Annotated in this window: 14 protein-coding genes; 9 read left to right on the forward strand and 5 right to left on the reverse strand. The window is 66.3% G+C overall.

What is annotated here, in order from left to right:
• Positions 1-6: 6 nt before the first annotated feature.
• Together flgK and VED21_RS13800 are read left to right on the forward strand one after the other, a co-directional pair.
• A complete protein-coding gene (gene flgK / locus VED21_RS13795; protein WP_324882946.1) occupies positions 7-1,407 on the forward strand; it encodes a flagellar hook-associated protein FlgK in 1,401 nt (466 codons plus the stop codon).
• On the forward strand, positions 1,407-3,422 hold the full coding sequence (locus VED21_RS13800; protein ID WP_324882947.1) for a hypothetical protein: 2,016 nt from the start codon (positions 1,407-1,409) through the stop codon (positions 3,420-3,422). Before flgK ends, VED21_RS13800 begins: the two co-directional genes overlap by 1 nt.
• A 62-nt stretch (positions 3,423-3,484) precedes the next feature.
• Here VED21_RS13800 and VED21_RS13805 read toward each other — a convergent pair whose 3' ends face one another.
• The gene (locus VED21_RS13805; RefSeq protein WP_324882948.1) at positions 3,485-5,122 is read right to left on the reverse strand and encodes an HD domain-containing phosphohydrolase; all 1,638 of its coding nucleotides are present in this window, start codon (positions 5,120-5,122) and stop codon (positions 3,485-3,487) included.
• A gap of 514 nt (positions 5,123-5,636) precedes the next feature.
• On the opposite strand from VED21_RS13805, the gene VED21_RS13810 reads away from it, so the two are divergent.
• From VED21_RS13810 to VED21_RS13830, 5 genes are all read left to right on the forward strand, one after another.
• Positions 5,637-6,638: an ABC transporter substrate-binding protein gene (locus VED21_RS13810; protein WP_324882949.1), complete on the forward strand. Its 1,002-nt coding sequence runs from the start codon at positions 5,637-5,639 to the stop codon at positions 6,636-6,638.
• A gap of 3 nt (positions 6,639-6,641) precedes the next feature.
• Positions 6,642-7,469, forward strand: a complete 828-nt coding sequence (locus tag VED21_RS13815; RefSeq protein WP_324882950.1) for an ABC transporter ATP-binding protein — start codon at positions 6,642-6,644, stop codon at positions 7,467-7,469.
• Positions 7,453-8,229: an ABC transporter permease gene (locus VED21_RS13820; protein WP_324882951.1), complete on the forward strand. Its 777-nt coding sequence runs from the start codon at positions 7,453-7,455 to the stop codon at positions 8,227-8,229. Before VED21_RS13815 ends, VED21_RS13820 begins: the two co-directional genes overlap by 17 nt.
• Positions 8,230-8,450: 221 nt before the next feature.
• Positions 8,451-9,569, forward strand: a complete 1,119-nt coding sequence (locus VED21_RS13825; RefSeq protein ID WP_324882952.1) for a 4-oxalomesaconate tautomerase — start codon at positions 8,451-8,453, stop codon at positions 9,567-9,569.
• Between the two features lie 925 nt (positions 9,570-10,494).
• Entirely contained in the window at positions 10,495-11,616 is a 1,122-nt protein-coding gene (locus tag VED21_RS13830) for an AbrB family transcriptional regulator (protein ID WP_324882953.1), read from the forward strand.
• A gap of 121 nt (positions 11,617-11,737) precedes the next feature.
• On the opposite strand, the gene VED21_RS13835 is transcribed toward VED21_RS13830, so the two are convergent.
• Positions 11,738-12,892, reverse strand: coding sequence for a tricarboxylate transporter (locus tag VED21_RS13835; RefSeq protein WP_324882954.1), 1,155 nt, complete (start codon positions 12,890-12,892; stop codon positions 11,738-11,740).
• Positions 12,893-13,368: 476 nt separating this feature from the next.
• On the opposite strand from VED21_RS13835, the gene VED21_RS13840 reads away from it, so the two are divergent.
• On the forward strand, positions 13,369-15,798 hold the full coding sequence (locus tag VED21_RS13840) for a methyl-accepting chemotaxis protein (RefSeq protein ID WP_324882955.1): 2,430 nt from the start codon (positions 13,369-13,371) through the stop codon (positions 15,796-15,798).
• 60 nt (positions 15,799-15,858) lie between these two features.
• On the opposite strand, the gene VED21_RS13845 is transcribed toward VED21_RS13840, so the two are convergent.
• The 3 genes from VED21_RS13845 to VED21_RS13855 are packed head-to-tail and all read right to left on the reverse strand — an operon-like array spanning position 15,859 to position 21,250.
• Complete coding sequence (locus VED21_RS13845) at positions 15,859-17,619, reverse strand: tetratricopeptide repeat protein (RefSeq protein ID WP_324882956.1); 1,761 nt, start codon at positions 17,617-17,619, stop codon at positions 15,859-15,861.
• The gene (locus VED21_RS13850; protein WP_324882957.1) at positions 17,616-19,280 is read right to left on the reverse strand and encodes a tetratricopeptide repeat protein; all 1,665 of its coding nucleotides are present in this window, start codon (positions 19,278-19,280) and stop codon (positions 17,616-17,618) included. Before VED21_RS13850 ends, VED21_RS13845 begins: the two co-directional genes overlap by 4 nt.
• Positions 19,277-21,250, reverse strand: a complete 1,974-nt coding sequence (locus VED21_RS13855; protein ID WP_324882958.1) for a tetratricopeptide repeat protein — start codon at positions 21,248-21,250, stop codon at positions 19,277-19,279. The genes VED21_RS13850 and VED21_RS13855 overlap by 4 nt, the downstream gene beginning before the upstream one ends.
• Positions 21,251-21,378: 128 nt before the next feature.
• On the opposite strand from VED21_RS13855, the gene VED21_RS13860 reads away from it, so the two are divergent.
• The coding region (locus tag VED21_RS13860) for a tetratricopeptide repeat protein (RefSeq protein WP_324882959.1) at positions 21,379-22,276 on the forward strand (898 nt) is incomplete at its 3' end.

The raw sequence follows: 22,276 nt of genomic DNA on the forward strand, positions 1-22,276 counted from the left end.
AAGGCCATGTCGTTGTTCGGAGCCCTCAACAGCGCCACCGCGGGTCTGAGAATGATTCAGACCCACGTCAAGCTGGTCTCGGACAACGTCGCCCAGGCGGACGATCCGGACCGCACGCGGCACACCATGCGCCGCACGACGGACTCCACGGGCAGCTCGATCCTCGCCTCGTTCAGCCGTCAGACCGACACGGCCCTGCGCATCAAGCTGGAGGAGTCCACCGCCCGCGACGGCGGCGACAGCACCCGCAACGTCTATATGAAGAAGGTGAGCGACCTGCTGGGCGCCTCCCAGGGCTCGCCGCAGATCTCGGAGCTGGCGCAGAAGTTCGCCGACGCGTGGCGCCAGTTGGAGACCACGCCCGAGAACGACACCGCCCAGCGCGAGGTGATCCAGCTGGGCGACCGGCTGGCCACCGAGATCAAACGGGTGGCCGGCGAGGTGGAGAGCCTCGACAACGACATCCGCGAGAACACCGCCAACTCGATCGACGAGTTGAACCGGCTGACCACGGAACTCGAAAAGATCAACGCCGACATCGCCTACGTGAACACCCGCGGCGAGCCGACCGAGGATCTGCTCGACAAGCGCGACGCGCTGGTCAAGCAGATCAACGAGATGGTCGGCGTGCGCACCATGGAACGGTCGGACGGCCGCATCTCCGTCTTCACCACCTCGGGCCTGACCCTGGTCGACGTGACGGCGACGCAACTGCGCTACGACGGCCAGAACATCACCGTCCCCAACGCCCCCGAGCTTCCCGTCAACAACCAGATCCGCGACGGCAAGATCTCGGCGCTCCTGGAGATGCGCTACGACGGTTCCAAGCTCAACCCGCCGCAACCCGCGTCGGGTCGGCCGACGGCCGAGATCATCCGCAAGCTGAGGGGCCAGCTCGACACCCTGGCCCAGGCCTACACCGCCCCGGCCAAGGACGGCCAGCCGACAAGCTTCGCCCAGGCCTACGACCAGGCGGCGACCAAGGACGGCGAGCTTCAGTACCAGTTCTTCTCCGGCGGCGACCGCTTCTCCCTCTCGGTCGCGCATGAACTGGTCACCGGCACCGCCAAGATCAAGAAGGACGGCATCAAGGCCGCCGCCGACGCCATCCTGGACACCGGCCGCCAGTTCAAGACGGACGGGCTGGCGGTGTCGGAAGGCAGCTACGCCACCCTGGCCAACGGCATCGTCGGCGTCTGGATGTCGGCCGGTCGCAGCGTGTCGGAAACCGCCTCGGTTTCCTCGGAAACCAAAGCCCTGATCGAAACGCGCCATCACAACGAAACCGGCGTGAACATCGACGAGGAGGTCGCGCACCTTCAGGTGCTGCAAACCTCCTACGCCGCCACGGCGCGCGTCGTTCAGACCATCAACGCCATGTTTGAAGCGCTGGAGCGCGCCGTGTGATGAGCCAGGTAACGCAAGTCAGCAGCTATGCCAGCCACCTGAGCCTCGTGCGCAACATGACGCGCAACCAGGAAAAGCTGGACCTGTACCAGACCCAGATCGCCACCCAGAAGAAGTCGATCGATCTTCAGGCGTACGGCTCCCAGACCAAGGAGGTCCTGGACCTGCGCACCGAACTGGTGCAGCGCGAAAGCTACGTCCGCAACATCGACATGGTCACGCCGCGCCTGAAGGGCTACGACAAGGTGCTGACGCGCCTGTCCGACATCGCGGCGGAGCTGACCGGCAACACCGTGTTCCCGCGCGGCCCCGGCCCGGCCAAGGTGTCGACCGTAACCGACGTCAACTCCAGCAAGATGAAGGTCACGGTCAACACCGACGGCTCGACCTTCAAGCAGGCGGGCAAGTACACGGTGACCGCCGTGCCGTCGACCGAGGGCCGCCCCAACACCATGGACATCACCGTCACCGACGGGCTGGGCGGGACGTCGGTGCGCTCGGTGGAACTGCCGCCGGTGCCGCCGGGCGACGGTTACCGCTTCAACTTCAAGATGGGCGGCGGTCCGGGCGACGGCACGACGCTGAACCTGACCTTCGACCGGCTGGTTTCGGGCTCGTCCAGCAGCTTCGACGTGACGTTCCCCGAGATCGACAGCACCCGCCAGAAGGTGGAAGGCACCTTCCAGGAAATCCGCCAGCTCCTGAACGAGCGCATCGGCGACCGCTACCTGTTCGCGGGCGCGCGGTCGGCCACCGAGCCGGTGGGCAATCCGGCCCCCACCCGCCAGATCAGCGTCGTCACGCTCAACGGCGCGGTCGGCGAGGCCGGCGAAACCTACTCGGTGGAGCTCAACGGCCGCCGCTTCAGCTACACCACCCAAGGGGTGGACGGGGCGGCGCCCGAGCCGAACATGAGCTTCATCGCCAAGCAGTTGTCGGCCCAGATCAACGCCGCCATTCCGGCGATGAACGTCACCGCCTCGGTGGTGGGCAAGAGCAACACCATCACGCTGATCGCCAACGCCCCGGGCGAGAATTTCACCGCCAGCGCCGATGTGGTCGAGCGGCCCGAAACCTACAACAGCGTCTCGCACCTCTTCACCACGCAAGAAGCGACCTCGACCCAGCCGCAGATCAGCACGATGAAGTTCAACGGCCCGACCGTCGACATCGGCGACCGCTTCGGCGTCAAGGTCACCTACAGCCGGCCGGGCCTGTTCGACCATGCCGTGTACGAGGTCGCCTATCAGGTCAACGAGGCGAACGTCCACGACCTGCCCGGCATGAGCCGGATGGACATGGTCACCACCCGGCTGGCCGAACAGATCAACAAGACGATCCCCGAGCTGCCGTTCGCCGCCCAGGTGACCGGCGTGCCGGGCGACCTGCGGCTGGAAGTGGTGGGGCGCAAGGACGGCAAGCCGTTCGAGCTGGCCGTCAACGACGGGCTGAACGGCAACATCCGCAACACCATGACCGTGGCGACGCTGCCGCCGGGAACGGTGGCGCCGGTGTCGGACGTGACGGTGGAAGAGCCGCTGCTGCCCGACTACGACGCCGAATTCAACCCCCTCTACCCCAACCGCCCGCGGCCGGAAGCCTGGGAGAAGGCGGCGATCACCCTGGACCAGGGCATCACCGTCACCTATGGGATCACCGCGACCGAGCCGACCTTCCAGACGCTGATCCGCGCCTTCCGCTACGCCCGCGCCGCCGTGGACAACCCGGGCCAGTACACCGACCACATGGCCAAGGCCAAGGAGCTCCTGACCGACGCCAAGATGGCGCTGCGCTCGATGAACGCGAAGGCGGCGGTCGACATGACCAGCCTGGAAGCCTCGCGCAAGACCCACGAGGGCGTGTCAAACGATCTGGTGGAGCGCACGGCGCAGATCGAAGGCATCGACTACAACACGGTGGCCATGCAGTTGAAGCAGACCATGAGCACCATGGAGGCCAGCTACACCGTCGCCGGCCGCGCCGCCCGGCTGTCGCTGATCAACTACATCGCCTGATCACATCGCCCGATGCGGCGGCCGGGCAGGGAATGCCCGGCGGCCGGCACCCCGCCGCTCCGTCAGGCGCGGCCTCCCAGCAGCATGCCGAGCAGACCGCGCTTGGCTTTGGGTTTCGGCGCGGGCGCCGCGCCCATCAGCCAGTCGGGGGTCGTCGCGGTCAACCGCTCGATGGCGGCCTTGAAGGCATCGATGACCACCGGGTCGAACTGGGTTCCCGCCCGATCGACCGTCCAGCGGATGGCATCGGCCGCCGGCCAGGCCCGCCGGTGGTGGCGATCCGACACAAGAGCGTCGAACACGTCGGCGACGGCGACGATGCGGGCGCTTAGGGGAATATCCGAGCCCTTCAGGTTGCTGGGATAGCCGGAACCGTCGAAGCGTTCGTGGTGGTGCAAGGCGATCTCGGCGGCGGTCGCCAGGAACGAGGGGCCGCGCAGCGAATTGGCCGCCTCTTTCAAAAGCCGGTAGCCGGCGTCCGCATGTTGCTGGATCAGCTCGTAGTCCTCGTCATCCAGCTCGCCTTCCCGGGTTTGGATGTGCTCGGGAACAAAAAGCATGCCGATGTCGTGGAGCAGGCTGGCCAGACCGATGCGGTCCACCAGATCCTCACTGATTTCGTCAGGGCAGGCGTTGCGCTCGTGAAGAATGCGGGCGATTTCCGTCGTCAGCAATTCAAGGCGCCGCAACTGTCCGGCGTTCAGCTCGTCCTTGTGTTCCGACAGGCGGGCCAGGGTCAGAACCGTGGCCTCCTGCACCGCCCCCAGTTCCGAGATCAGGAGGGTGTTTTCGAAGGCGCTTTCGGCCTTCATGCGGAAGACTTCGACCCACTGCCAGTTATAATCCCGCAAGGCGCATTCGCCGGCGACATAGGCCAGCCCGGTGACGCCGCGCGCCTTGATCGCGAAGGAGACGCATTGCGGCGTACGCACCGTCTCGCCGCTGGCGAGGACGTGGCGCACGGTCGCCGACACCGACTCTTCGGGCACGGCGGCGACGTCGCCGCCCTTCCACGGGGCGAAGCGGCCGGAGGCCGCCATGACGCGAATGGCGCCGTCGTCCGGCGAACTGCCGTCGCCATGGACGCACAAGAGCCCGTCCTTGCCCATGCCCAGCATGAAGGTCAGGCGGTCCAGGAGGTCCTGGTGGAAGTGCTGCGGCCTCTTGATCTTGGCCAGCTCGCCGGTGGCGACGATCAGCTTGGCAAGACCGTAGCGCAGCGACCCTTCGGCGCGGACCCGCCCCAAGGCGCGCAACGCCGTCACCAGCGTGGTCCTCAGACGGTCGGCGGTCGCCTCGGCCTTCGTCAGGTAGCCGTCGACCTCGTGGTTGTCGACCACATCGCGCTCGGGAGCCATCTCCGGATGGCCGGTGTGAACCATGATGCGGATGCGGTGATTGCCCAGGGCGTTCCGGATGAACGGCACCAGTTCCAGACCCTGATTCGCGCCGCCCAAAACCGGCTCCAGCAGGACGACGGCGATGTCCGGATGTTTGCCCAGCAGCTCCTTGGCCCGGTCGACGGTGTCGGCCGACAGAAGGGTGAGCGGGGTGTTCTTGTAGTGGATCCCGGCCAGCAGGCGCAGGGTATCCTCGATGGCACTGCCATCGTCGACGACCAGCACCGTCCAGGCCGCCGGCGGGGCGGAGCTTTCCGGAGCACCCGCGCCAGGCAGAGTCAAGGCATCAGTCAGGTTCATGGCGCTTACCGCTCCTCTCCGGGGCCTGTCAGGCATCCGGTCCTTCGGGGGAGCCCCTCCCATACGCGGCTTTCGGGCGCCCCTCTCAGCGATGGTGCCGCCACAGACGGCCCCTCGTGCAGACAGGCCGCGAAAATGGGAATGGCCAGGATATCTGGTCAAATTCTATGCCATAGATTGATTAACATTCAAATCATAAAATCTGCAGGCAGCATATTATAATATGCAGTCGCGGACGGGGATATTTCCTGTTCAGTTTTTCTTCCGTTGATGAGAGTATGCCGAGGAAACACACGAAACAGAATGATTAGGCAGCCAACCGATTTACCTTGGCCGGTCCCACGGCGGTGGCGACTGATTGAGCGAAGGCAAACCATGACCTCGACCGTGCTGGCCGATGAACTTTACATGAAATTTTGGTCGAATTTATCCGACTGTTGTGAACAGGACTGACCTGCGGCGGCGGCTGCTTGCCAAAAGCCATCAGCCAGCGAGAAAGTGGAAGGAATTTCTGATGAAACGGGTGGTGATCACGCTCTTGGCCCTGCTGATGACGGGGCCTGCGTTCGCGAAGGACAAGATCTCGATCAGCGTCGGCTCGTACAACCTGAACAACCTGCCATTCCCGTTGACGGAAAGTCTCGGCCACTTCAAAGAGCAGGACCTTGAAGTAAAGACCGAAAATTTCGCCGCCGGCGGCTCGAAGGTATTGCAGGCATTGCTGGCCGGCTCCACCGACATCGCGGTGGGGTTTTATGACCACACCATTCAGATGCAGGCTCAAGGCAAGGAAGTTGTTGCCATCGCTCTTCTGGCCCGCAATTCGGGTCTGGTGATGGCGGCCGGCAAGGACAGCGCCTTCGATCCGGCCAAACCGGAAACCATCAAGGGGGCCAAGGTGGGCATAACGGCCCCGGGCTCCTCGTCCGACTTCTTTGTCCGCTACTTCCTCGACCGCCACGGCTTGCCCGGCAACACCGCCGCCCTGGTGGGGGTCGGGTCCGGGGCTTCGGCGGTCGCCGCCCTGGAGCAGAAGAAGGTCGATCTGCTCGTCAACTACGATCCGGCGGCCACCCTCATCGTCGACCGCGGCGCCGGCCGCATCGTGATCGACGCCCGCACCGATGAGGGCGCCCGCGAGGTCTACGGCGGCGTGTACCCGACCTCCACCCTCTATACCACGGCGGAATTCATCCGGAAGCACCCGGAAACCGTGCAAAAGGTGGTGACCGCGACGGTCAAGACCTTGAAGTGGATGCAGGCCCATTCCGCCGAGGAAATATTCGCACGCATACCGTCCAACTACGTTGTCGGTGAAAAGGACAGCTACATCAAGGCCATCATCAATTCCAAAACTTTATTCTCATCAGACGGCCGGTTTGTTCTTGAAGATTTGAAAACCGCGGCCAACGTCCTGCGCGCTTTCAATGAAAAAGTGGAGAAGACTCCAATCGACCTCGATAAAACCTATACGAACCGTTTCGTCGATCACGCCCTTACCCAGGTGGAGAACTGAACCGTGGCGTCCCTTGAACTGGTGCGATCCCGCGACGTGTCGGTGGAACGCGCCGAACCGCTGGTCAGAATCAACCGGGTGACCATGGCTTTCGGCTCCTTCACGGCGGTGAAGGATGCCAGCCTGGAGGTGGCCGAAGGCGAGTTCCTGGCGATCGTCGGCCCGACGGGATGCGGCAAGAGCACCCTTCTCAACGCCGTCGCCGGTCTGTTGGCCCCGACGGCGGGAACGGTCACCGTCGGCGGAGAGCCGGTGACCGGCCCCAACCGGCGGGTTGGCTACCTGTTCCAACAGGACGCCCTGCTGCCCTGGAAAACCGCGCGGGAGAACGTGGAGCTGGGGCTTTTGTTCCGCAAGGCCGAAAAGGCGGCGATGCGGGACGAATCCCTGCGCTGGCTGGTCAAGGTCGGCCTCAAAGGCTTTGAGGACCGCTATCCCCACCAGCTTTCAGGCGGGCAGAAGAAGCGGGTGCAGATGGCCCAGGCGCTCATCTACAACCCTGAAGTCATTTTGATGGACGAGCCGTTCTCGGCTCTCGACATCCATACCCGCCACCTGATGCAGAACGAGCTGCTCCGGCTGTGGACGGAGCACCGGCGGTCGGTCGTTCTCATCACCCACGACCTGGAAGAGGCCATCGCGCTGGCCGACCGTGTCGTCGTGCTGTCGGCGGGCCCCGCCAGTTCGCTCGTCGCCTCGTTCGAGGTGCCGCTGGCCCGCCCGCGCAACCCGGCGGAGATCAAGCTGGACCCGCTTTTCATCGAACTTTACCGCGAAATCTGGTCCCGCCTGCGTGTGGAAGTGGAGAAAAGCTATGCCCAGCGTTCATGACCGCCTGATCCAGCTGGCGATCCTCGTCACCATCTTCGGCGGCTGGGAGATCGGCACGGCCACCGGGTTTCTCGATACCTTCTTCTTCCCGCCGCCCAGCGAGATCGGCTGGCGTGTGGTGACATGGGCCGTCGATCCGGAGTTCTACGGCGATGTCTCCATCACTCTCCTGGAAACCGTGCTGGGCTATCTCATCGGCACGCTGCTGGGCGTCGCCATGGGCGTGGCGCTGGGCCTCCATGCCCGGGCCGCGCGCATTCTCGATCCCTTCATCAAGGTGCTGAACTCGATTCCCCGCGTGGTTCTGGCGCCCCTGTTCATCCTGTGGCTCGGCCTCGGCCTGTGGTCGAAGGTCGCGCTGGCCGTGACGCTGGTGTTCTTCATCACCTTCTTCAACGCCCTGGAGGGGGTGCGGGAGGTCAGCCGGATTCTGCTGAACAACGCCCGCATCCTCGGCGCCGGCCCTGGCGAGCTGCTGCGGCATGTGTACCTGCCCTCGGCCGCGACGTGGATTCTCTCCTCCCTGCGCACCTCGGTCGGCTTTGCCGTGGTCGGCGCCATCATCGGCGAATACCTGGGGTCGTCGGCGGGTCTCGGGCACTTGATCTCCCAGGCCGAAGGCACCTTCGACGCCGTCGGCGTCTTCGCCGGCATCGTCGTGCTGGCGGGGTTTGTGCTGGTGCTCGACAAGATGCTCACGGTGGTCGAGCACCGGCTGATCGTCTGGCGGCCGCGCGCCGAGTCCGGTGCCAATCCGTAACCGGGCTCAATCTTAGGCCGGAACCACCCCCCTCAAACGCAACCTCTTGGAGCAAATTAGACTTCTATTTATCTTATGAGCTGCCGACATGTTGACTCACGCCCCTGTACCGCTGCACTATTAATAGGAATATTCCTCATAACGGGATATGACATGCCATCCTCTGACATATCGGTGTATTCGGTGGATGTCATTCTTCCCTAAAAGCGGTGGGAGTGGCGATGCTGCATCGGATTCCGTGTGCCATGATGCGAGGCGGTACATCAAAGGCCCTGGTTTTTCTGGCCGATGACCTGCCCAGTGATTCAGCGGAACGGAACGCTGTCTTGCTGAGGGCCATGGGGTCGCCGGATGCCCGGCAGATCGATGGCGCGGGCGGAGGCGACCCGCTGACCAGCAAGGTCGCCATCATCGGTCGGCCGACGGACCCGTCGGCCGCCGACATCAACTATCTTTTCGCCCAGGTTTCCCTCGACCGCCCGATCGTCGACACCACCCCGAACTGCGGCAACATCCTGGCCGCCGTGGGGCCGTTCGCGATCGAGGCCGGTCTGGTGAAGCCCCGCGGCGCCGAGACGCTCGTTCGGGTCTTCAACATCAACACCAACTCGGTGGTCGAGGTGTACGTGCCGACTCCCCACGGCGAGGTCACCTACGAGGGGGAAACCACCATCGACGGCGTGCCGTTTCCGGGCTCCGCCATCAAAATCGACTTCCGGGACGCGGTCGGTTCCAAGACGAAGATGCTGCTGCCGACCGGTCTGGCCTGTGAGGAAATCGACGGCGTGCCGGTTTCGTGCGTCGACATGGCCATGCCCATGCTGCTGATTCCGGCGGAGGCCGTGGGGAAGACGGGCTACGAATCCAAGGCGGAACTGGATGCCGACACGGCACTGCTGGCGCGCATCGAAGCGTTGCGCCAGAAAGCCTCGTTGCGCATGGGACTGGGAGACGCCACGGACAGGGTGGTCCCCAAGATGGCGCTGATCGCGTCGCCCCAGCACGGCTCGGGTGTCTCTTCGCGGTATTTCATGCCGTTCTCCTGCCACGCCGCGCATGCGGTTACCGGCGCCGTATGCATCGCCGCGGCGGCCGGCATCGAGGGCAGCATCGTGCATCGCTTGGCCAGGATTTCCGACTCCCCGCGTCGGATCGTGCGCATCGAACACCCCAGCGGCTTTCTGGACGTGGAAATGGAAACGGAAGGAACGGGTCCTTCCACGGTGATCCGGCGGGCCGCCGTGCTGCGAACGGCGCGCCGCCTGTTCGACGGCCATGTGCTGGTGCCCTCCTCCTCCCTGCCGGCCGCCGCGCGGCTTGCGGCGGAAACCGCCGCCTGAGAGCCTGTCCGAGAGGATGCTCAACGCTATCAGGGTCTTCACGTCATACCAAAGGCGGTTGACGGCTTCCATCAACCGCCTTTGGTTCAAACCCGACAGCACAGTGCGGAGCACTGTGCGGAAGAGGGATACGGGTGGCAAATCATGGAAGTGTTCAAACGCCGCCCGTATCACACCGTCGTCATGGCCGGACTTGATCCGGCCATCCACGCCCGCGACCACTCCGCGGCCCGGCGTGGAAACGTGAGGCAAGCCCGCGCCTGACGACACAAAGCAACGTCGTGATAGGGGGCCGATTGTTCCCCGACAGGCTCTTGAACGTCGGGTCCGGCACAAGCATCCCCTTTCGAGGGGATACTTGTGCAAAATCAAGCTGTTCTTGGAAAAAAAAGAACCCGACGGCGCGCACCGGCAATATTGCCGCACATATCATAGTATTCACGCAGATCCGGTTCAAATAAGCCACGGGCGATACCGTAAAAATATTTCCGTTTCATGGAATGATTTGCCATAAAATAACAAAAATTCATATTGCACGCCTCTATCGTTCTATTGTTCTATATATCTTAGTGATAAAAGTAAGCACTCAATATATTTCTACCCATTGTCGCGGCGGCAAACCGGCCACGCGGTCGGCCATCATTCGTTTTGCTCACATATTGCAGAAGGCGGGCGGCTCTACCCAAGCTTCGTCTTGGCCCCTGGAAACAGGGATGAGCGTCGTCTTCGGAACCACCTCTTCTCGACATGCCGATCGATGGGGTGGAAGGAGAGAGGCTCCCCACCGTTGCCCGGCGGCCGTTTTCGGCCGCGATGCCGGAACGGGCGCGCGATGGGGATGGGCAAACCGGCACGCAAGCCGGCATCCGAACCGGCTGGTTGGCGACAGCAAGCCGGGCAAGGAGTGGAAAGGGGGATACCAGAGATGGCGCACAGCAGCCCGGAAAAGAAGAAAATCTCCCATGTCGGCCGGATCGCCCGAACGGCTCTCGGGTTGGCCGCCGGGGCGGGAGGCGGATACGCGTTCCAGGTGATGGACCTGCCCCTGGCATGGATGCTGGGCGCCATGTGCGCCTCCATGGCCCTTTCGCTGCCCGGAATGAAGGTGACCATTCCAAGGCGGCTGAACAACTTCATGCTGGCGGTGATCGGCGTTCTGCTCGGCAGCACCTTCACGCCGGAACTGTTCGGCGATGCCCTGCGCTGGCTGCCGTCGATCGGCATCATGATCTCTTCGCAGATCGTCATGGGGGCGATCCTCGTCTTCATCTGCTACAAGCTGTTCCGTTACGATCCGCCGACCGCCTACTTCGCGCCTTGTCCGGGCGCCCTCAGCCAAGTGGCGGTTCTGGCTCCGGAATACGGGGCCGACGTCCGCAAGGTGGCGCTGTGCCATGGGACCCGGGTGTTTGCCATCGCCCTTGTCATTCCCCTCCTCGTCTCGTGGTTGATACTCAAGCCGGAAGGCGCCGCCGCCCCGATCGCGACCGGCATCGCCCAGCACCTCAGCGTCAACGACATTGTCCTTCTGACCGCCTGCGCCCTGGTCGGTCCCTCCTTCGCCATCGGCTGGAAGCTGCCCAACCCCAGCCTTTTCGGCCCCATCATCCTGTCGGCGCTCCTGCACATGACCGAGTCCACCAGGGCCATGCCCCCCATGGAGCTGGTGAACGCCGCGCAGGTGGTGATCGGGGTCGGCATCGGCGGCAAATTCGCCGGAACGACGCGCACCGAGTTGCGCAAGATCATGGGCGTGGCGATCTTCATCAGCGCTTTCATGCTGGCCTGGGCTTTCGGCATGGCTTTTGTGATGGCCAAGGCCACGGGCCTGTCCGTCGCGGCCTCGCTGCTCATCATGGCCCCCGGCGGTCTGGCCGAAATGAGCGTCGTCGCCCTGACGATGTCGGTGGAGCCCGCGGTCGTCGGCATTCATCACGTCATCCGCATCTGCATCTACCTGGGCCTTGTCCCCTCCCTGTTCTTCTTCTGGCGCTGGATCCTGATGGGCAAGAAAGAGCTGTCGGCCAAGTTGCGGCTGGCGAACTGACCCTCGCCCGGCGTCGCCCCCTCCCGCGAAGAAACAAAAAAAAGCAAGGCTGCCCGCGGGCAGCCTTGCCGTATTCTCACCCGACCGGACGGAGGGCGTCCGAACGCCCTCCTCAGAGCGGTCAGTTGTTGACCTCGGTTCCCGGCGTGATGCCGTACTTGTCCTTCAGCCAGCCCTGGACCCAGCGCTTGGCTTCCTGGGAGATGGCCGCGCCACGCTGCAGGGCCTCCGTCGCCGCCTTGGCCTGAAGCTGCGGGTAATCGCCCAGCTCGGCCGCCGCCTTGGCCTTGAACTCCGGGTTGCTGAGGGTGGTGGCCATGGCCTTTTCATAATCGGCGACGATGTCATCCGGCGTTTCCGGCGGCAGGCAGATCATCTTCTGCATGCCGAAGGAAAGGTCGTACACCGCGATATAGGCTTCCCAATCCGGGCCCGAGGGCGGCTTGCCATGAATCATCTCGTAAGCCTCGACCATGCTCGGCACGTTCGGGAATGCCGGGTCGCGCTGGATCTTGCCGCCCGGCCCGCGGATGCCGAAGCTGAACAGCGGCACGGCGGTCCCACTGTCGAGAAGGCTCTTCGTGGCCTGCTCCAGCACCGCCGAGGTGGTTTGGTAGTCCAGGGAGGCTTCGCCCTTTTCCAGGGCGACACGCCCATCGTTGCGGCCCTTGATGCCGAACATGGGCTGGACGTCCAGCTTGAGAAGGTCGAAGGCGAGCAGGGCGACGAGATCAAGGGAGTTGGCCGGCTGGCTGGCGAACTTGAGCGGCTTGCCGGCAAGATCCTTCACCGTCTTGGCGCCGACGTCGGAGCGCACCATGACCAGGCCACCCGTGGGCGACGCCACGATCGCCTTCCACTTGCCGTAGTCGTACTGCACGCGCGGATCGTCGAGCAGCTTGGCAAGCTGGGTCGAACCGGAAATGGCGATGGTCGTCAGGCCGTCCGGACGGGCCAGCTTTTCGAACTGGTTGGTGCCGGTGATGGAACCGCCGCCCGGCACGTTCTTGATGCTGAGCTCGGGGTTGCCCGGCAGGTTCTTGACAACTTCCGTGGCGAAGAACCGGGCCCACACGTCGGTGCCGCCGCCGGCGCGGAAGGGGATGATCATGTTGACCGTCTTGCCCGCAAAATCCGCCGCGGTGGCCGTTCCGCCCGCCACGACCAATGCCGCCGCCGCCGTTAAGGCGAGAACGGACCTTTTTGCCACCTTAAAGAGCATGGGTAACCTCCTTATACGCTCGCATCCGTTGATGTTTATAATATGATAGGCCAACTAAATGGCGCATATCAAGGCAGCTCTCTACAAATGAGGCAACGCGACCGCTTGTCATCCGTATTAATAAGTGATTGACTTACAAAAACTCTCTTATCTTTTTCGCGTTTGAGCCGCGGATATCGGATAAGGATTTCAACCAACATGACCGATGAATAACAGAGTATGTTAGCAAGAATGGTTGCATTTACATGGCTTGTTCCAAATTGCTGATTGATAAAACCGGCAAAAGAGTGGTAAGATAGCTATCTATGACTGCCGACACAGGGTCTTTGCATATCCGAGTATTCTTTATCGGCTATTCATTCGCTAGCATTCTAATTATAGCGAGGAAGATAGCTTTCTAAAAGTCAGTAATTCATCGGATATGGAAGAAACTTTGACAAACGACCGCTTGGTAGGAAAAGAGCCTGAAAATGAACGCCGATAGCAGCTCTGACTTTATGCCAAAATCGCCTGCCTCTACGGACGGATCTATGAAGGTCTCAAAGTCCACGCACCAGCGTTGGTTCGGCATCAAGCACAAGCTGTTCGCCGCGTTTGGCCTGACAGCCTCGCTGACCCTCGTGGCAACTTTGGTCGCCTCTCTCTCCTTCAAGGCGATCGAAGATGTCATCGACATCATTGCCGGCGAAAGCCTGCCGGCGATCACCACGGCGCTCAAGCTCGCCGACCGGGCATCGCGCCTCAGCAGCACGGCACCGGCCCTGGTTTCCGCCGCCGACCAAAAGGAGCGCCTGGAGCGCTTTGCCCTGCTTCGCCAGGAAGAGCAGCAATTGGGCGAACTTACCGCCGCCATGGCCGGCTTGAGCGTGGCAGGGGATCGGGTGGCCGACATCAAGCGGCAGGCGGATCAACTGAGCGGCCTTCTCGATGAACTGAACGTCTCGGTGGAGCAGCGGCTCACCACCAGCGCCCGCCTGGAGACGGTGAAGGAGCAGTTCATCAAGTCCCATCGCAGCTACGTCGATACGCTGACACCGATCGCGGACCAGATCGGCATCGCCATGAATTCGGCCCTGCAGGAGGCCACGAGCAGCCGGGATTTCCAACAGATCGACAAGGAGTTGGCCCGCATCGCCGACGAGGAGATGTTCGCGATGCAAGCCATGCTCGACCTGATCGCCCAGGGCAATCTGTTGAGCGGCCAGCTTCTGGAAGCCGCCTCTCTCGACACGGTGCCGCAGATCGAGGCGCAGCGTCAGCGTTACACCAAGACAAGCGACTGGATCACCCGTCAGGTCGGCTTTATCGATCACCTGGAGGACGGCGCGAAGGTACAAAAGTCCGTCAAGACGCTGTTGGGCTTTGGGACGGGCGATTCGGGCATTTTCGCCCTGGCTCTGGCCGAGGCCCGCTCCCGCAGCCATGAACAGGAACTGCTGGCCAACGCCCGCGCCCTTACCGATACCTTGGGAACGGAGGTGGCCCAGCTTGTGCTGGCCTCGGAAAGCCAGGCCAAGCTCTCCGTCGACAAGGCCGACAGCGAGGTCAGCCGCTCAACCGCCCTGCTCTACGCCGTCACCCTGGCAAGCCTGGTGATCGCGGCGGCCATCGCCTGGCTTTACGTCGGGCGCAGCCTGCTGGGCCGCCTGGAGCGGCTGGTCGTCGCCATGCGGCGCATTTCGGACGGCGACACCCGCGAACCGATCCCGCTGTTGGGGTCGGACGAACTGGCGGATATGGCGCATGCCCTTGAAATTCTGCGCGGCGGGGTTGACGAGGCTTTCCGGCTGAAGCAGATGGTCGATGTCCAGCCCGCCAAGGTGATGCTGTGCGACCCCCATGACTTCACGATCACCTACATCAACCAAGCGGCCCAAGGCCTGCTGCGCAAGATGGAACACGCCCTGCCGTGCAGCGCGGCCGATGTGATCGGTCGACGCTTCATCGATTTCCATCGCAATCGGGATATCTTCGAAAAGGTCCTGGCCGATCCCAGCAAATTGCCGTACCGCGGAAAGTTCAACATGAGTGGAGTGGTAATTGATAACCACATCCACGGCATCTACGACAGTTCGGGCAACTATGTCGGTCTTATGCTCAACTGGGAAGATGTCACGCATCAAGAGGAACTGGCCTCCAGCTTTGAGAAGTCGGTGAAGTCGGTTGCCGGAACCATTGCCGCGGCGTCCTCCGAGCTGGAGGAGTCCGCCCGGATCATGACCTCGACGGCCACCGACGCCAGCGTGCGCAGCAGCGCCGTGTCGGCGGCGGCGGCATTGGCCACCACCAGCGTCCAAACCGTTGCCGCCGCGGCCGAGCAGCTTGCCGGCGCCATCGGCGAAATCGGCCGGCAGGTTACGGAATCCGCCGGCATCTCGAACGAAGCGGTGGACGAGGCTCTGCGCACCAACCAGGCCGTCAGAGGACTGTCCGACTCCGTCCTGCGCATCGGCCAGGTGGTGGAGTTGATCAACTCGATCGCCAGCCAGACCAACCTGTTGGCGCTCAACGCCACCATCGAGGCGGCGCGCGCCGGCGAGGCGGGCAAGGGCTTCGCCGTGGTGGCCCAGGAGGTCAAGCAGCTGGCCACCCAGACGGCCCACGCGACGGACGAGATCGGGCAACAGATCAGCGATATTCAAAGCGCGACGCGGGATGCCGTCACCGCCATCAGCTCCATCACCCATACCATCGAACGGCTGAGCGAAATCTCCTCGGCCATCGCCGCCGCGGTCGAGGAGCAGACGGCCGCCACCCGTGAAATCAGCCGCAACGTGGTCGAGGCCAGTCACAGCACCGAGGAAGTCACCTCCAACATCACGGAGCTGTCCCATTCCGCCGTGCGTGCCGGTGACGCGGCCAAGCAAGTGCTCCACGCGGCCACCGACCTGTCGAAGCAATCCAACGCGCTTGACAACGAGGTGGACAATTTCCTGAAGTCGATCCAGGAAGTCGCTTGACGTTCGCTGGCCTCCTCCCCGCCCCATTTCATCCGGAATGGGGGCTGGGCGGGGGCTTTTTCAGGGCAAGAGCGGCGCGCCATCGCCAAGGGACGCCAGCTCGGCGCCGAGGCGCGCCAGGACGCCGGCCATCCCCTCGCCCGGCCGGGGCTGGAACGGGCGTTGCGCCGGGAACCACGGGCGCGCGGCGGTGCCCAAGGCCGACCAGTCGCCGCCCGGGGCCAGCCGCCAGGTCGGCACGCCCAGCGCCCCGGCCAGCTCGGCCACCGCCGTCGGCGCCGAGATCACCAGATCCAGCGCGGCGATCAAGGCCGCCGTCTCCTCCAGATCATCCTTGAGATCGAGCCCAGGCCAGCGGTGCAGGGTCACGCCGAACCGCGCCTCGGCGTCGGTGAGCGCCAAGGCGCAGCGGTCGTACTGGAGCGGCACCAGCACCAGCCCCGGCACGGTCAGCACCGGCGCCCACTGGTCCAGACGGGTGTAGGCCGGGGCGCGGCGGCGGGTGGTCAGACCGCTGCGCCATGCCAGCCCGACCTTGGGGCCGGCGCCCAGCGCCGCCAGCTCCCGCCGCCAACGGTCGGCGCGGGACGCATCGGGGACGAGAAAACCGGGGGCGTCCGGAAAGGCGGCGAGCCCGGGACGCAGCCAGCGCGGCAGCGAACCCGCCGGAATGTGGCAATCGGTGCCCAGGTCCATGGGGGCGGGGTCGCCGGTTTCCGCCCGCACCGCAGCTCCGGGGAACGAGCGGGCGAACAGCGGCACCAGTCGCCGGTCGCACTCGATCACCACATGACCGGCGCGCCGGATCAGGTCGGGATAGAGGCTGGCGAACATCAGCTCGTCGCCCAGTCCCTGTTCGCGCCACACCAGGGCGCGCTTGCCGGCCAAATCCTCGCCTTGCCATTCCGGCAGCGCCATCCGGCGGCTGGCCTGGATGTCGGGGGATTTGAGACGCCAGCCGTATTGCTCCCACGCCTCCGCGTCGGGGCCGGCGCGCTCCAGCCGCAGCAGGCCCAGGTTCCAGCGGGCCCCGGCGTGGTCGGGGGCCAGTTCCACGGCGCGGCGGAAACCGGCCTCGGCGCCGGCGCGCGCCCCCACGGCGCGCAGCGCGTTGGCGAGGTTGTAGTGGATCTCCGCCGCGTCGGGCCGCGCCGCCAGCAGTTGCCGGTAGGTATCGATCGCCTCGTCCGGCCGCCCCAGCGCCTCGCGCACCGCCGCCAGATTGGACAGGGTGTCGGCGTCGCCGGGGCGCAGCGCCAGGGCTTGCTCCAGATACGGTTCGGCCTCCTCCGGCCGCTCCATCACCTGCAACACGCCGCCCAGGTTGTTCAGCGCGTCGGCGTGGTCGGGCCTCAGGTCGACGGCCCGGCGGAACGCCGCCGCCGCCGGTTCCAGCCGGCCGGCGGCGCGGCGCACGGCGCCCAGGTTGTACCAGCCCTGGGCGTAGGCCGGCTGAATCTCGACGGCGCGGGCGAGCGCGGCCTCCGCCTCCTCCAGCCGGCCCAGGCCGTGCAGCGCCGTGCCCAGGTTGCCGAGCGCGTCCGGCTGGTCGGGCGCCACCGCCAGCGACCGGCCGATGAGGGCCACGGCGGGCTCCAGGTGCCCCGCCTGGAAGGCGACCACGCCCAGGTAGTGCAAGGCCCCGGCATGGTCCGGGGCGGCGTCGAGGACGCGGCGGTACAGCCCCTCCGCTTCCGTCAGCCGTCCCGCCTGATGAAGCTGCAACGCCTGGGCGAACACGGCGTCTCCCTCGGGGGGCGCCGGTGGGCAGACGGGCGGCCGGGCGGCCTTGTCGCGGGCGCGGCGCTGCTGGCGGTTCATGGCAAAACTCCCGAAAGGGCGGCGCCCAGCCGCTCCAGCACGCTCGCCAGCCCTTCGCCGGGCCGTGGCTGGAACGGGCGTTGCGCCGGATACCACGGCCGGGCGGCGGTGCCGAGGCGGGTCCAATCGTCGCCCGGCATCAGGCGCCAGGTCGGCACGCCCAGGGCGCCGGCCATTTCCGCCACCGCCGTCGGCGCCGAGATCACCAGATCGAGAGCGGCGGTCAGGGCGGCGGCGTTTTCCAGATCGTTCATCAGGTCGAGGTCCGGCCAGCGGGCGATGGCGATGCCGAACCGCCGCTCGGCCGCCTCCAGCACCGCGTCGCAACGGTCGTACTGGAGATTGACGAACCGCACCCCCGGAACCGACAGCAGCGGCCCCCAGGCGTCGAGCCGGGCGTAGGCGCCGCCCCGCTCCCCGGTGGTGAGGCGCGAGCGCCACGCGATCCCCACCGTGGGCTCCGGCCCTCCTTCCGCCAACCGCCCGCGCCACGCCGCCACCCGCGCCGAGTCGGGCACCAGCCAGCCGCCGGCACCGAAAGCGGCCGGCGAGGGGCGCAGCAGCGCGGGCAACGAGCCCGCCGGGACATGAAAATCCATGTCCCCCGGCGCTCCGCTCTCGGCGCGCACCTCGGCCGCGGGGAACGAGCGGGCGAACAGCGGCACCAGACGCCGGTCGCACTCGATCACCGTCCGGCCGCCCTCGGTTTCGGCGTGGCGGATCAGGTCGGGATAGCACGAGGCGAACATCAGCTCGTCGCCCACCCCCTGCTCGCGCCATACCAGGATGCGCTTGCCCGACAGTTCCTCGCCGCGCCATTCCGGCGCGGCGAAGCGGCGCCCCCGGTGGTCGCGCTGGGCGGCGAAACGGGCGGCGTAATCGGCCCAGCCCCGGGCCAGGTCGCCGCGCTCCAGATGCAGAAGTCCGCGATTGAGCCGTGCCAGCGCCAGCTCGGGCGATGCCGCCAGCGCCCGGTCGAAGGCGGCCAGGGCCCGGTCCGCCCGGCCCTGCCCCTGCCAGACCTTGCCGAGGTTGCTCCACGCCTCGGCACTGTCGGAAGCCTCGGCCGCCCGCTCCAGGCAGGCCAGCGCCGAGTCGGCCCGACCCAGGCGCTCCAGCACCGCGCCCAGGCTGGCGAGGACGGAAGCGGCGCCGGGGGCCAGCTCCAGCGCCCGCCGCAGGGCGGCTTCCGCCGCCTCCGGCCGATCCAGCGCCAGGAGAATGTTGCCCAGGGTGTGGTGGGCGTCGGCGAAATCGGGGGCGAGCGCCACGGCGCGGCGGGCGTGCTCCAGGGCCTGGTCATGGGCGCCGCGATCGGTCAGCACGACCGCGAGGTTGTGCCGGACGTCCGCCCGGTCGGGGGCGACGGCCAACGCCTCGCGCAGGCGCTTTTCCGCCCCCTCCGGCCGCCCCATCCGGTGCAGCAGGGCGCCGAGGTCGTTGAGCGCGTCGGCGTTGCCGGGGGCCGCCGCCAGCGATTGCCGATAGGCTCGGCGCGCCTCCTCCAGCCGGCCCAGATCCTCAAGCGCGCGGCCGAGAAGGTATCCCGCCAGCCCCGGCTCCACTCCCAGCGCCTGCCGGTAAAGCGCCGCCGCCTCGTCCAGCCGGCCGGCATGATGCAGGCTCAGCGCGCGGTCGAGGAGGGCGTCGGCGCTGGTCATGCCTGACCGGCGCACCAGCGCCGCCACAATCCCCGGAACGCCGCTTCCATGATGCGGGCGAAACGCGGCGCGTCGCACAACGGCGAGGCCCGCATCCGCTCGCGCAATGTCCCCCGCAGCTCGGCCAGCTTCGCGGGGTTGGCGGCCAGGGCGGCGGCCAGATCGACGTAGCCGTCCTCGTCGCAGGCCGCCAGCCCGGGCAGGCCGATGCGCGCCAGGATGCTGGCGCTGACGCGGGCGGCGTGGCGGTCGCCCGCCCACGTCACCACCGGCACGCCCATCCACAGCGCCTCGCAGGTGGTGGTGGTGCCGTTGTAGGGAAAGGTGTCCAGCGCCACGTCGATCCGGCCGTAGGCGGCAAGATGGCCGCCCTGGGTGGAGATGCGGCCCATCAGGTCGACGCGCGCCGGATCGATGCCGTGGCCGGCGAACAGCTCGCGGTAGCGTTGGCGCGTCGCCTCGTCGGCCAGGGGCGTGCTCTTGACGATCAGACGGGAGTCGGGCACCCGCCGGAGCACCCGCGACCACACCCGCACCACCTCGGGCGTGACCTTGGAGAGGTTGTTGAACGAGCCGAAGGTGACGAAGCCGTTGGCGGCCATCGGCGATGTCGCCACCGGCCCGGCGTTGTCGGGGGCGGCATAGCACAGGAAGCCGTGCGGCAACCGGACCAGCATTTCCGTGTGCAGCGCGTCGGCGACGCTGACCGGGTCGGCGATGGCGTCGGTGATGCGGTAGCCGATGGTGGTCATGCCGGTGGTGTTGGGATAGCCCAGCCACGTCACCTGCACCGGCGCCGGCCGGTGGGCGAAGGCCGGCAGCCGGTTGTTGGCGGTGTGCCCCGCCAGATCGACCAGGATGTCGATGCCGTCGGCCCGGACCCGGTCGGCGACGGCGGCGTCGGACAGGCCGAGCGTCGAGCGCCAGCCGCGCGACAATTCCTGGAGCCGGGCCGTCACCGCGTCGGGCTCGGTCACCTCGGCGTAGCAGAAGACCTCGACCGCCCTGGGATCGAGCGCCGCCAGCAGCGGTTCGAGGAAATGGGCGACCGAGTGGGCGCGCAGGTCCGGCGACACGAAGCCGATTTTCAGGCGCCGTTCCGGGTCGCGGGGGGGCGGGTGGACCGGCTGGGGGTGGCGCGCCAGTACCGGCTTCTCGTGCCGCTCCGCCCAGGCGCGGTGCGCGGCGAAGACGGCTTGGGGCGTGAGATCGGCGCGATAGTTCAGCGCGAACAGCAGGTTGCAGTGGACCGGCCGGCAATCGGGATCGAACTCCAGGGCCTGACGGCAGGCGGCCTCCGCCTCGGCGAGCTGGCCGCGCGACTTCAAGACGTTGCCGAGGTTGCCCAGAAGCTCCGGCGAGCGGGGATTGAGCGCCAGCGCCTGCCGCAACGCCGCCTCGGCCTCCGCCAGCCGGCCCAGGCGGTCGAGCGCGCCGCCCATGTTGATGTAGGCCTCCCAGTGGTCGGGCTTGGCCCGGATCGCCTCGCGGTAGAACTCCACGGCCCTCTCGATCCGCCCCAGCGCCGCCAGGACGATGCCCAGGTTGGACAGGGCCTGGGCGTAGCCGGGCCGCAGCTCGGCGGCGCGGGCATAGGCCTGGGCCGCCGCCTCCATCCGCCCCAGCTTCTGCAAGGCGACGCCGGTGTTGTAGTGCGGGTCGGCGAAGTCGGGCTTGAGGCCGATCACCCGCCGGTAGACGGCGATGGCCTCCTCCAGGCGCCCCAATTGGCGCAACGCAATGCCGAGGTTGTTGAGGGCGTTGACGTGGTCGGGCGCCACGGCGAGAAGACGGCGGTAAAGCGCTTCGGCCTCCGCCGCCCGCCCGGCGCCGTGAAGCCGCACGGCCTCGGCGAACAGGGCTTCGGCGGGGGCGGCGGGGGTGGGGGTGGCGGTGGCGGCGGGGGCCGCACCGATGCGTGAGGACGGCTTCGGAAGCTTGGCGCCGACGCGCCGGTCTTTGCGGCTCATGGACTTTGATTAGCATAAGGCCCGCCTGGGGGTCAAAATCGAAGCCTGTCAAAAGCTTGTGGCTTGATGGGACGGCGCTATGGTGTTCAGGATGGAAACCCGGCCGGCAGAACAGACGACGACGTGACATGACCCAGGGCAAAGCGGAAGCGGTGCTGAGCGAGGCCATCGCCCACCATCGGGCGGGCCGGCTGGCGGCGGCCGAAGACACCTACCGGGCCGTCCTCGACCTTGCCCCCGAACACGCCGACGCCTTGCACCTCCTGGGGGTGACGGCCTATCAGCGGGGCCGACCCGCCGACGCGCTGGAGGCCATCGGCCGGGCGCTGGCGCTCGACCCCGACTTCCCCCAGGCCCACAACAACATCGCGCTGGTCCTTCAGGCGCTGGGACACCTGGACGCGGCCGAGCGCCACGGCCTCGGCGCCATCGCCTTGAAGCCCGACTACGCCGAGGCCCACACCAACCTGGGCAACATCCTCAAGGACCACGGCCGGCTGGAGGAGGCCGAAACCTGCCACCGCCGCGCGCTGGAGTTGCGGCCCGACTACGCCGAGGCCATGACCAACCTGGGCGCGGTGCTGGAAAAACGCGGGCAGTCCGCCGCCGCCATCGCCCGGCACCGCGAGGCGCTGGCCTTGCGTCCCGGGCTCGCCGACGCCCACAACAACCTCGGCATCTCGCTCCAGGCCATCGGCCGCAACGAGGAGGCGGAAACCTGTTTCGAGCGCACCCTGGCGCTCGACCCCGACTATCCGCTGGCCCACTGGAACCGGGGCCTGCTGCGGCTGGCCAAAGGCGACCTGGACGCCGGCTGGCCCGAATACGCCTGGCGTTTCCAGGGGCCGCAGATGCTGAAACGCCGCCGCCCGCGCGTGCCGGAATGGCGGGGCGAGGGCCTGCCGGGCAAGCGCCTGCTGGTATGGCGCGAGCAGGGGGTGGGCGACGAGCTGATGTTCGCCTCGTGCTATCCCGACCTGATCCGCCACGCCGAAACCGAGGGCGGCCGGACGGTGATCGAGTGCG

The organism is Azospirillum sp., from assembly GCF_035627195.1.
GTDB lineage: Bacteria > Pseudomonadota > Alphaproteobacteria > Azospirillales > Azospirillaceae > Azospirillum.

Excerpts from the sequence above, each read along its gene's own strand:
- flgK (WP_324882946.1), top strand. The coding sequence starts at position 7 with ATGTCGTTGTTCGGAGCCCTCAACAGCGCCACCGCGGGTCTGAGAATG.
- VED21_RS13800 (WP_324882947.1), top strand. The coding sequence starts at position 1,407 with ATGAGCCAGGTAACGCAAGTCAGCAGCTATGCCAGCCACCTGAGCCTC.
- VED21_RS13805 (WP_324882948.1), bottom strand. The coding sequence starts at position 5,122 with ATGAACCTGACTGATGCCTTGACTCTGCCTGGCGCGGGTGCTCCGGAA.
- VED21_RS13810 (WP_324882949.1), top strand. The coding sequence starts at position 5,637 with ATGAAACGGGTGGTGATCACGCTCTTGGCCCTGCTGATGACGGGGCCT.
- VED21_RS13820 (WP_324882951.1), top strand. The coding sequence starts at position 7,453 with ATGCCCAGCGTTCATGACCGCCTGATCCAGCTGGCGATCCTCGTCACC.
- VED21_RS13825 (WP_324882952.1), top strand. The coding sequence starts at position 8,451 with ATGCTGCATCGGATTCCGTGTGCCATGATGCGAGGCGGTACATCAAAG.
- VED21_RS13830 (WP_324882953.1), top strand. The coding sequence starts at position 10,495 with ATGGCGCACAGCAGCCCGGAAAAGAAGAAAATCTCCCATGTCGGCCGG.
- VED21_RS13840 (WP_324882955.1), top strand. The coding sequence starts at position 13,369 with ATGAAGGTCTCAAAGTCCACGCACCAGCGTTGGTTCGGCATCAAGCAC.
- VED21_RS13845 (WP_324882956.1), bottom strand. The coding sequence starts at position 17,619 with ATGAACCGCCAGCAGCGCCGCGCCCGCGACAAGGCCGCCCGGCCGCCC.
- VED21_RS13850 (WP_324882957.1), bottom strand. The coding sequence starts at position 19,280 with ATGACCAGCGCCGACGCCCTCCTCGACCGCGCGCTGAGCCTGCATCAT.
- VED21_RS13855 (WP_324882958.1), bottom strand. The coding sequence starts at position 21,250 with ATGAGCCGCAAAGACCGGCGCGTCGGCGCCAAGCTTCCGAAGCCGTCC.